General features: G+C 70.1%; 9 protein-coding genes. 5 read left to right on the forward strand and 4 right to left on the reverse strand.

All coding sequences use genetic code 11. The features are described from left to right. Positions 1-78: 78 nt before the first annotated feature. Positions 79-1,704 (forward strand): glycosyl hydrolase family 18 protein, encoded by a 1,626-nt coding sequence (locus tag ADL03_RS36960; RefSeq protein WP_053738277.1) that lies wholly within the window; start codon positions 79-81, stop codon positions 1,702-1,704. Positions 1,705-1,781: 77 nt separating this feature from the next. Here the strand turns inward: ADL03_RS36960 and ADL03_RS36965 are convergent, their stop codons facing one another. The 3 genes from ADL03_RS36965 to ADL03_RS36975 all read right to left on the reverse strand — a co-directional run bounded on the left by ADL03_RS36965 (position 1,782) and on the right by ADL03_RS36975 (position 5,404). Continuing rightward, entirely contained in the window at positions 1,782-2,879 is a 1,098-nt protein-coding gene (locus tag ADL03_RS36965; protein ID WP_053738278.1) for a serine hydrolase, read from the reverse strand. A gap of 75 nt (positions 2,880-2,954) precedes the next feature. Beyond that, positions 2,955-4,043 (reverse strand): serine hydrolase, encoded by a 1,089-nt coding sequence (locus ADL03_RS36970; protein WP_053738279.1) that lies wholly within the window; start codon positions 4,041-4,043, stop codon positions 2,955-2,957. Between the two features lie 83 nt (positions 4,044-4,126). Further along, on the reverse strand, positions 4,127-5,404 hold the full coding sequence (locus ADL03_RS36975) for a M14 family zinc carboxypeptidase (protein WP_053738284.1): 1,278 nt from the start codon (positions 5,402-5,404) through the stop codon (positions 4,127-4,129). A 225-nt stretch (positions 5,405-5,629) separates the two neighbouring features. On the opposite strand from ADL03_RS36975, the gene ADL03_RS47675 reads away from it, so the two are divergent. Continuing rightward, the gene (locus ADL03_RS47675; protein WP_157529625.1) at positions 5,630-5,770 is read left to right on the forward strand and encodes a hypothetical protein; all 141 of its coding nucleotides are present in this window, start codon (positions 5,630-5,632) and stop codon (positions 5,768-5,770) included. Positions 5,771-5,780: 10 nt separating this feature from the next. Beyond that, positions 5,781-6,551 (forward strand): alpha/beta fold hydrolase, encoded by a 771-nt coding sequence (locus ADL03_RS36980; RefSeq protein ID WP_053738280.1) that lies wholly within the window; start codon positions 5,781-5,783, stop codon positions 6,549-6,551. Between the two features lie 79 nt (positions 6,552-6,630). Here ADL03_RS36980 and ADL03_RS36985 read toward each other — a convergent pair whose 3' ends face one another. After that, on the reverse strand, positions 6,631-8,793 hold the full coding sequence (locus tag ADL03_RS36985) for an ATP-dependent RecD-like DNA helicase (RefSeq protein WP_053738281.1): 2,163 nt from the start codon (positions 8,791-8,793) through the stop codon (positions 6,631-6,633). A 93-nt stretch (positions 8,794-8,886) separates the two neighbouring features. On the opposite strand from ADL03_RS36985, the gene ADL03_RS36990 reads away from it, so the two are divergent. Then, a complete protein-coding gene (locus ADL03_RS36990; RefSeq protein ID WP_053738282.1) occupies positions 8,887-9,576 on the forward strand; it encodes a response regulator transcription factor in 690 nt (229 codons plus the stop codon). After that, positions 9,573-10,571: a HAMP domain-containing sensor histidine kinase gene (locus ADL03_RS36995; RefSeq protein WP_231642766.1), complete on the forward strand. Its 999-nt coding sequence runs from the start codon at positions 9,573-9,575 to the stop codon at positions 10,569-10,571. Before ADL03_RS36990 ends, ADL03_RS36995 begins: the two co-directional genes overlap by 4 nt. Positions 10,572-10,937 lie beyond the last annotated feature (366 nt).

Consider the following 10,937-nt stretch of genomic DNA (forward strand, 5'->3'; position numbering starts at 1 on the left):
GAGGGCAGAGGTCTAGACCTTGACCTTTAAGTGGTCTAAACCACATCGTTCTGGCACCCCCTGCGACTGAGGAGACCGATGTCCAAGTTCCGATGGCATCTAGCTGCTCTCTTCGCGGCCGTCGCCGCGATGGTCCTCGGAATCGTCGTCGTGCCCGCCGCGAGCGGTGCCGGTGGCGTTTCCGCCACGTTCTCCAAGGGTTCGGACTGGGGAACGGGCTTCGAGGGCAAGTACACGATCAAGAACAACGGCACGACGGCCCTGACGTCGTGGACCGTCGAGTTCACACTCCCGGCCAACCACCGGGTCACCTCGGTCTGGGACGGCTCGTACACGACGAGCGGCCAGACGGTCACGGTGAAGAACACCTGGAACGGCAACGTCGGTGTCGGCGCCTCCGTGAGCTTCGGCTTCAACGGCGCGTACACCGGCACGTTCGGTGCGCCGACCAACTGCAAGCTCAACGGCGCTTCGTGCGAGGCGGGCGGGACGAACCCGACCACCACGACCACGACCAGCACCACCACGAGCACGACGACCACCACTACCACCACGACGACGACCACGACCGGTCCGCCGCCGCCTCCCGGGAAGGTCAACCTGGGCTACTTCGCGGAGTGGGGTGTCTACCCGGCGCGCAACTACCAGGTGAAGAACATCGACACCTCGGGTTCGGCGGCCAAGCTGACGCACATCAACTACGCGTTCGGCAACGTGGCGAACGGCCAGTGCACCATCGGTGAGTCCTACCCCGCCCTCGAGAAGGCCATGACGGCGGCGGAGAGCGTGGACGGCGTCGCCGACACGTGGGACCAGCCGGTGCGCGGCAACTTCAACCAGCTGCTGAAGCTGAAGAAGAAGTACCCGCACATCAAGGTGCTGTACTCCTTCGGTGGCTGGACCTGGTCCGGCGGCTTCGGCCAGGCCGCGCAGAACCCGGCGGCGTTCGCCGAGTCCTGCTACAAGCTGCTCGAGGACCCGCGCTGGGCGAACCTGTTCGACGGCATCGACATCGACTGGGAGTACCCGAACGCCTGTGGTCTGACCTGCGACACGAGTGGTCCGGCCGCGTTCAAGAACCTGGCGCAGGCCCTGCGGGCCCGCTTCGGCTCGAGCTACCTCGTCACCGCGGCGATCACCGCCGACGGCTCGGCCGGCGGCAAGATCGACGCGGCCGACTACGGTCCCGCCTCGCAGTACCTCGACTGGTACAACGTCATGACCTACGACTACTTCGGTGCGTGGGCGGCGAAGGGCCCGACGGCTCCGCACTCCCCGCTGACCTCGTACGCCGGCATCCCGACCGCCGGCTTCAACTCCGAGGCCGCGATCTCGAAGCTGCGCTCCAAGGGCGTTCCGGCCAGCAAGCTCCTGCTCGGCATCGGCTTCTACGGCCGCGGCTGGACGGGTGTGACGCAGGCGGCGCCCGGCGGCACGGCGACGGGTCCCGCACCCGGCACGTTCGAGGCGGGCATCGAGGACTACAAGATCCTCAAGACCAAGTGCCCCGCCACCGGCACCATCGCCGGTACGGCCTACGCGTTCTGCAACGGCGAGTGGTGGAGCTACGACACCCCGCAGACGATCACCAGCAAGATCCAGTGGGCTCGCAGCCAGGGTCTGGGCGGCGCGTTCTTCTGGGAGCTCAACGGTGACACCCCGAACGGAGAGCTGATCACCGCGATGAAGAACGCCCTGGGCTAGTCGCCGCGGGTCGTCCTTCAGCAACGCCGGGAGGGGAGCTGGTCAGCCCAGCTCCCCTTTCGTGTGCCCGGAAAACGTCAGCAGAAGACCTCGGTGAGCAGCTTGGTGTACGCGTCGCCGGGGTCGCCGCCGGCCGGTGCGCTGGTCGCCGACAGCTCCAGGCGCTTCTTCGTGTCCGGCGTCGTCAGCAGCTGCGACGAGTAACCGGGGATGCCGCCGCCGTGGCCCCACACCTTGGTGCCGCACGGCAGGGTCTCCACCGCCAGGCCCAGGCCGTAGCCGGGGCTGACCTCGGTGGTCCTGCTCAGCTCCTGCTGCTGCGCGGGCTTGAGCAGCTTGCCGCTCACCAGCGCGACGCCGAACGTGTCCAGGTCCTTCGTCGTGGAGATCATCTCACCGGCCGCCCACGCGACCGACGGGTTGATGCGGGTGATGTCGGACGGCTTGCCCGCCACGGTCACGTAGCCGTGGGCGTGCGGACCGGTGATGTCGGCCTTGTCGCCGGGCACCTCGGTGCCGCTGAGGCGCAACGGCTTCAGGATGCGCTGTTCGACGGCCTTCTCGTACGGGCGGCCGGTGAGCTGTTCCACCAGCAGGCCGGCGACGACGTAGTTGGTGTTCGAGTAGCTCCAGCGGGTGCCGGGCTCGAAGTCGAGCGGCCGGTCGGTGGAGAGCTTGACCAGCTCCTGCGGCGCCCAGTGCTTGTACCGGATCTGCTCGAACTCGTCCGGGTTGAGGGGCAGTGCGTCGGTGTAGTTGTAGAGGCCGCTGGTGTGCTGCATGACCTGGCGCACGGTGATGCGGCCGTCGACCAGGCCGGGCAGGTAGCGCACGACGGGTGCGTCCAGGTCGAGCTCGCCCTCGCCCGCGAGCTGCAGCAGGACCGTGGACACGAACGTCTTGGTGATGCTGCCGATGCGGAACCGGCCGTTCTCCGGCACCGGCCGGGAGCGGTCCAGCTCGGCCTTGCCGGACCGCGCGGTGAAGCGCTGCCTGCCGTCGGTCACCCTGGCCTGCACGCCGAGCGCTCCCCCGCTCGCCAGCTGGTCCAACGCCTCCTGCACGACCTTGCGGTCAGCGGTGGCGTCCGCGGCGAGCGCGGTGCCGGTGGTGGCCACCAGGCCCGCCGCGGTGAGCGCTGCCACGAGTCGAATCTTCTTGCTTGGAATCCCCATGCCTCACACCTTGGCGAGGCACGGGCAGCGCCGCATCCACCTTCAGTCGTACACCGGGCCCTAGGGGAAATCCGATCAGCAGAAGATCTCGGTGGTGAGCTTGTCGTAGGCGGCGGTGGGATCGGCCAGGTCCGGCGCGGTCGTGGCGTTCAGCACGACGCGCTTGCCGGTGTCGGCGGTGGTGTACATGGCCGAGATGAAGCCGGGGATGCCGCCGCTGTGGCCGAGGACGGTGGTGCCGCAGCTCAGGTGGTCGATCTCGATGCCGAGGCCGTAGCGCGGGCTGACCGCGGTGGTCCTGAGCAGTTCGGCCTGCTGGGCGGGCTTGAGCAGCCTGCCGTCGAGCAACGCGTCGACGAACGTGTCCAGGTCGGCCGTCGTCGAGATGATGTTGCCGGCCACCCTGGCGAACGACGGGTTGATGTGGGTGATGTCGGACGGCTTGCCCTGGTAGGTCCAGTAGGCGCGGGCGTGCGGGCCGGGGATGGCGGTCTGGTCGACCGGGAGCGAGGTGTCGTCGAGGCGCAACGGCTTCAGCACGCGGCGCTGGACCTCCTGCTCGAACGTCCTGCCGGTGACGTGCTCGATCAGCAGGCCGACGACCGTGTAGTTGGTGTTGGAGTAGGCCCATTTCGTGCCGGGCTCGAAGTCGAGCGGGCGGCTGGTGGCGATCCGCAGCACCTCCTCGGGTTCCCAGTGCTGGTAGCGGATGGGTTCGAACACGTCGGGGTCGAGCTGGACGGTCTCGGTGAAGTTGTAGAGGCCGCTGGTGTGCTGCAGCAGGTCTCGGACGGTGATGCGGTGGTCGACCAGGCCGGGCAGGTAGCGCACGACCGGCGCGTCCAGGTCGAGGGTGTCCTCGCCGGCGAGCTGCAGGGCGACGGTGGCGGCGAACGTCTTGGTGATGCTGCCCGCGCGGAACCGGCCGTTCGGGGGAACGGGCCGGTGGCTGCCGAGGTCCGCCACGCCGGACCGGGCGGTGAACTGCCGCCGGTCGCCGGTGACGCGGACCTGCACGCCGAGCGCGCCCGCCTGGACGAACTCGTCCAGGCCCTCCTGGACGACTCGGCGGTCGATGCCCGCGGAGGTGGGGCCGGCCAGTGCCGTGCCGCCGGTGGTGACGACGAGCAGTGCGGTGAGTGCCGCTGTGGTTCTGATCCTCATGGGCCCACCGTGTCGGCGATCTCGCGCGGCGGCGTCGTGGATCGCCCCTAGGGGAACCCTGGCGCATGATCGCGCCGGGCTCGTCAATAGGGCTTGGCGGCGGCTTTCATGGCCGAAACGAGCATCGGCCGCACTTTCGGCCAATGCACGTCCTGCTGACAGGAGAACGGCGGCAGGAAACCACCGCAGGTTCCGGACGAGGCGCCGATCTCCCAGACGAAACTCGGCACGCCCAGGTCGTCGTACACCCAGTCGTCGGTCGCGCCCGCGGCGTTGTAGAGCACCTCACCAGGCTGGCCCGCGGTGAACCCGGACAGCGCCGCCATGTCGCCGGCCATCTTGCGCAACGCCGCGTCGTTGCCGGTCTTCTGCGTGCTCCAGCCCCACGGGAACAGCACGTAGTTGCCGTAGCTGTGCATGGAGATCACGGCACCGGTGGTGTCCGGAGTGGCCGCCGCGGTGTCGCCGGGTGCGCGGGTGTCGCGGTAGAGCTTGCGCCACAACGACTCCAGCGCCTGCGTTTCGACCTCGGAGTCGGCGCGCGGGCCGCGGTAGACCTCGCTGCACTTGTTCGGAGAGCTGCCGATCTCACCCCAGTGCGAGCCGGCGTTGCGGTTGAGGTCGACGCCGCGCGGGCCGCTGGAGCAGGTGCCCTGGGCGTTCTTGCGGTGCAGCACCGGGGTGTCGCCGCCGGACTCCACGATGTCGACGCCGTCGGGGTTGGCGATCGGCACGACCCACACCTCCAGGGTGTCCAGCATGGCGGTCAGCTCGGAGCCGACCAGGTCGTCGATGAAGCGCCACGCCAGGTCACCGGTGGTGATCTCCCTGGCGTGCAGCTGGCCCATGACGAACAGCCGCGGTTTCGGTGCGGTGGGCGACAACGCGCAGTCGCCGGGTGCCTTCCTGGTGATGCAGACGGCTTTCAGGTCGTGGCCGCCGTCGCCCTGCGTCTTGCGCCAGGAGTCGCCGTAGTCGACGACGGTCGCGAGCTCCGGGTGCTTCGCCGCCACGTCGTCCAGGTGCGCGAGATGCGCGGTGACCGTCCGATAGCCACCGTAGTAGGTCGCGTCGTCGAGAGAGCGCGGTGCCTGGTGAGACGGAGGCCGCGTGGTCTCGACAGTGGACTGGAAGCCGTCCGCGCGGAGCCTATCGGCGGTATGCGCGTCCCCGATGACGAAGAGGTCCGCGCCGTCGCGCTGTTCCACCACGTCGTAGCCGAGGGCCAGCAGCCGTTGGGCGGGCTCCCCCACCGGCGCGGGCACCCGCAGCACGTACGTCGCTTGTGGACCGTCCGCGGGCGCCGGCGCGGGGCTGAGCAGCAGGGTCAGGCAGGCGAGCAGGGCGAGGGCGGTCCGCATGATCACCGATCATCGGCGGTCGGCGTGGGCCACGCCAGTCTGTTCGACCGGACGGATGACTACCGTCCGGTTCATGGGACCGCCAAACTGCCGCTTGGCGAGCTGTGACGAAAATCAATAGGATTTGTACCGGCATCGCAGCGGTTATTGTGCTCACCGGCCGAAACCGACTCGACGACAGCGAGGTCCGCACACACGCCACGGGAACCAACGGGAGCGCCGGCCATGGATCATCTCCACCTCGACCACAACGTCGCCGAGATCTCCTACCTGGGGACGGGGGACCACCTGTACTTCCCTTGGCGCGGTTCCGTCACCGATGACGACGAGGGCCTGGAACCGACCATCGTCCGCAGTCTGGACTGACCCACGGGGGTTGCACTTGCCCGGCCTGTCCACATTAGTCCGGGGCACCGGCCCCGCCCTGCTGCTCGTGCACGGCGCGGGCGGCAGCGTCCAGGCCAACTACGGGCCGGTGCTGGGGACGCTGACCCGGCACTTCACCGTCGTCGCACCGGACCTGCCGGGGTCGGGCCGCTCGCCGCTGGCCGCGGGTCCGCTCGACCTGGAACGGCTCGCCGACGACGTCGTGGCCGCGGCGGTGAGCGCCGGGCACGACTCGTTCCACCTGGCCGGGTACTCGATGGGCTGTGCCGTGGCGGCGACGATCGCGGTGCGGCACCCGGAGCGCGTGGGCGCGATGGTGCTGAGCGCGCCGTTCACGCGGGTCGACGCCGAGACGCGGGCGCGAATCGCCGAGTGGCGGTCGCTGCTCGACGGGCCCCGCGGGGTGCTGGGGCGGTTCGTCCTGTCGGTGATGTGCAGCGAGGGGTACCTGGCCCGGCTCACGCCCGAGCAGGCCGACGGCTTCGCCGAGCTGGTCGCGGCGACCGTGCCCGCCGGGACGACCGGCCACATCGACCTCATCCTGGAGATCGACCTGGCCGGGCTGCTGCCGAGGGTCACCCGGCCGACGCTGGTGATCGGCGCGACCCGCGACCGGCTGCTGTCGCCGCACCTGGCCAGGGAGGTCGCCGACCTCGTTCCCGGCTCGAAGTACGCCGACCTCGCGTGCGGTCACGCGATCTCCCTGGAGGCCGCGGCACCGTGGGCCGACCTGATCACCGGCTACCTCACCTCGGTCTGAACCCCGGTCTGACCCTCGGTCCGATGCCACGCGGGGAGCTTTCGTCCGATGCTGGCGGACGGGAGGGCCCCGCGTGGGGTCAGCCGGTGCGCAGGCGGTGGGCGAGGGCGGTGTGGCGGCGGCCGGCGCCGACCGTGCGCACGGCCTGGCCGATGGCGCGTTTCGAGCCGACGAGGACGACTAGCTTCTTCGCGCGCGTGACGGCGGTGTAGAGCAGGTTGCGCTGCAGCATCATCCACGCGCTGGTCGTGATCGGGATGACCACGCACGGGTACTCGCTGCCCTGCGAGCGGTGGATGGTCATGGCGTAGGCGTGGCTGAGCTCGTCCAGCTCGGAGAACTCGTAGTCGACGTCCTCGTCCTCGTCGGTGCGGATGGTGAGCTTCTGCTCGACCGGGTCCAGCGCCGTGACGACGCCGAGGGTGCCGTTGAAGACGCCGTTGCGGCCCTTGTCGTAGTTGTTGCGGATCTGGGTGACCTTGTCCCCCACCCTGAACACCCGGCCGCCGAACCGCTTCTCCGGCAGGTTCTCCCGCGACGGCGTCAACGCCTCCTGCAGCACGGTGTTCAACGAGCCCGCGCCGGCCGGGCCGCGGTGCATGGGCGCGAGGACCTGGACGTCCTTGCGCGGGTCGAGGCCGAACCTGCGCGGGATGCGGTTCGCCACGACGTCGACGGTCGTGGTCGCGGCCTCCTCGGCCTCGTCGGTGGCGAACAGGAAGAAGTCGGGCAGCCCCTGCACCACCGGGTAGTCGCCGCTGTTGATGCGGTGGGCGTTGGTGACGACGCCGGACTCCTGGGCCTGCCGGAAGATGTGCGTGAGCCGCACGTTCGGCACCGGGCTGCCCTGCGCCAGCACGTCCCTGAGCACCTCGCCGGCGCCGACGGACGGCAGCTGGTCGACGTCGCCGACGAGCAGCAGGTGTGCCCCCGGCGGCACGGCCTTCACGAGCTTGTTGGCCAGCAACAGGTCCAGCATCGACGCCTCGTCGACCACGACCAGGTCCGCGTCGAGCGGGTGGTCGCGGTCGTAGGCGGCGTCACCACCGGGCTTGAGCTCCAGCAGGCGGTGCACGGTGCGGGCCTCGTGGCCGGTCAGCTCGCTCAGGCGCTTGGCGGCGCGGCCGGTCGGGGCGGCGAGGACGATCTTGGCGCGTTTGGCCAGTGCCAGCCGCACGATCGAGCGCACGGTGAAGCTCTTGCCGCAGCCGGGGCCGCCGGTGAGCACGGCGACCTTCTGGGTGAGCGCGAGCTTCACCGCCTCGGCCTGGTGCTGTTCGAGCTCGGTGCCCAGCCACGCGAACGCCTTGTCCCAGTCGACGTCCCGGAAGCTCGGCATGCGGTCGGTGTCGGTGTGCAGCAGGCGTTTGAGCTGCGCGGCCATCGAGATCTCCGCGCGGTGGAACGGGACGAGGTAGATCGCGATCTCGTCGTCGGGCAGCTCCTCGCGGACCACGCCCTCCTCCTCGACGAGCTCGGCGAGGCAGTCGATGACCAGGCCCGTGTCGACCTGGAGGATCTTGATGGCCTCCGCGATGAGCGCCTGTTCCGGCAGGTAGCAGTTGCCGTCGGTGGTGGCCTCGGACAGCGTGAACTGCAGGCCGGCCTTGACCCGCTGCGGGCTGTCGTGCGGGATGCCGACGGCCTTCGCGATGACGTCGGCGGTCTTGAACCCGATGCCCCACACGTCGCTCGCCAGCCGGTAGGGCTCCTCCCTGACCACGTCGATGGCCTTGTCCGCGTACTGCTTGTAGATGCGGACGGCCAGCGACGTGGAGACGCCGACGCCCTGCAGGAAGACCATGACCTCCTTGATGGCCTTCTGCTCCTCCCAGGCGTCCGCGATGAGCTTGGTGCGCTTGGGGCCGAGCTTCGGGACCTCGACGAGGCGTTCCGGGGTGTGCTCGATGACGTCGAGCGCGTCGGTGCCGAAGTGCGTGACGATCTTGTCCGCGAGCACCGGGCCGATGCCCTTGATCAGGCCGGAGCCCAGGTAGCGGCGGATGCCCTGGATCGTGGCGGGCAGGACGGTCGTGTAGTCGTCGACGTGGAACTGCTTGCCGTACTGCGGGTGGGAGCCCCAGTGGCCGCGCATCCTGATCGACTCGCCGGGCTGGGCGCCGAGCAGCGCGCCGACGACCGTGACCAGGTCGCCGCGGCCGGTGTCGACCTTCGCGACGGTGTAGCCGTTGTCCTCGTTGGCGTACGTGATCCTCTCCAGGACCGCTTCGAGGACGTTCATGGACCGAACCTACAGCGGCCACCGCCGGTGTCTGCACACGATCTTCACAACTTGTCCCGGCGTCCTCCACGAGATCCCCATACAGTCGCCGTCATGACAGGTCAGCGCCGGGTGCTCGTGGTGGAGGACGACATCACGATCGCCGAGTCCGTGGCCGCGCGGCTGCGGGCGGAGGGCTTCGAGGTGTCGGTGGTCCACGACGGTCCGTCGGGGGTGGCCGCGGCAGGCGCGTTCGTACCGGACCTGGTGGTCCTGGACGTGATGCTGCCGGGGTTCGACGGGCTGGAGGTGTGCCGCCGCATCCAGGCGGCGCGCCCGGTGCCGGTGCTGATGCTGACCGCTCGCGGGGACGAGACGGATCTGCTGGTCGGGCTCGCCGTGGGGGCGGACGACTACCTGACCAAGCCGTTCTCGATGCGCGAGCTGGCCGCTCGGGTGCACGTGCTGCTGCGGCGGGTCTCGCGAGCCGCTGTCTCGCGGTCGCTGGAGCTGGGGGATCTGTCGATCGACCTCGCGGCGCGGCGCGTGCACCGGGGTGGCGTCGAGGCGCACCTGACGCCCACCGAGTACGACCTGCTGGTGTTCCTGGCCGAGCGGCCGTCGGCCGTGCAGGGCCGTGACCGGTTGCTCTCGGAGGCGTGCGGGTGGCACGACGGTGCCTCGTCGCGGACGGTGGACAGCCACGTGAAGGCGCTGCGGCGCAAGCTCGGGGCGGACCTCATCCGCACCGTGCACGGCATCGGGTACGCCCTGGAGGTACCCCGCGGGGAGGCCTCGCCGTGAGGAGGGTCCTGGCGCTGCTGGACCTGTTGCCGCGTCCGCTGGACTCGGTGCGGTCCATCAAGCTGAAGCTCGGGATCGTCATCGTGGTGTCCGGGTGCGTGTCGTTCGCGTACTTCCGGTACGCCACCGGGTGGCTGCCGCCGCGGACGACGTTGATGGCGCTGGTGCTGGGCCTGCTCACGTCGCAGCTGCTGGCGCACGGCATGACCTCGCCGCTGCGGGAGATGACCTCGGCGGCCCGGTCGATGGCCTCCGGCGACTACTCGCTGCGCGTCCGCGCGACCTCGGTGGACGAGGTCGGGCAGCTCGCGGAGGCGTTCTCGGTGATGGCCTCCGACCTCGCCGCGGCCGACCAGCAGCGGCGAGAGCTGATCGCGAACGTGTCGCACGAGCTGCGAACACCGATCTCGGCGCTGCAGGCCGTGCTGGAGAACGTGGTCGACGGCGTCGCCCAGCCCGACGCGGCGACGATGAGGACGGCGCTGGCGCAGACGGAACGGCTCGGCCGGCTGGTCACCGAGCTGCTGGACCTGTCGAAGATCGACGCCGGCGTGCTGTCGCTCAACCGGGAACCGCTGCCGGTGGCCTCGCTGGTGGCGGACGTGGTGGCGGAGGCCTCGGTGTCCGCGCCCACCGCGTCGTTCGAGGTGTCGGTGCCGGACGGGCTCACGGTCCTCGCCGACGGGGAACGGCTGCACCAGGTGCTGGTGAACCTGGTCGACAACGCCGCCCGGCACGGTCCCACCGGGGGGTTGGTGACCGTGTCGGCGTCCACCTCGGCTGGGTCGGTCGTGCTGGAGGTGCGCGACGAGGGGCCGGGCATCGCACCGGCCGACCGGTCGCGGATCTTCGAGCGGTTCACCCGAGGGGAACGCGCCGGTGGCGGGGGCACCGGGCTCGGCCTCGCCATCGCGCGGTGGGTGGTGGACCTGCACGGCGGAACCATCGCCGTGGTCGATCCCGGGTCGTGCATCCGGGTGACTCTGCCGGGCTGACTTCTTCGCTTTTCGCTTTTTGCTTTTTGTTGCGTCGCACCGGGGTGGTGTGGCGGTGGAGCGCGCCCGTTTTCGGGCTTGGACCTGGGGTTTGGGAGAGGGAAATGACTGACTCGACGGAATCGTCCGGCTCGCCGGAGCCGTCTGGGCCGTCCGGCTCGGCCGGTTCGGCCGGCTCGTCGGGGTCGGCCGGTTCGGCCGGGGCTGCTGGTGGACGGCGGCGGTATCGGAACCTGCGGAAGGTGGGGTACCGGCCTCGGGCGGTGGGGGCGGAAGGGGAACCGGCTGGCGAGCCTGCTGCTGGGGCGGCTGGCGCGGCTGGCGAGCGGGCTGCCGGAGCGCGCGGTGAAGCGGCTGGCGCTGGGG

The sequence above is a fragment of the Nocardia sp. NRRL S-836 genome (genome assembly GCF_001279525.1).
Lineage (GTDB): Bacteria > Actinomycetota > Actinomycetes > Mycobacteriales > Pseudonocardiaceae > Lentzea.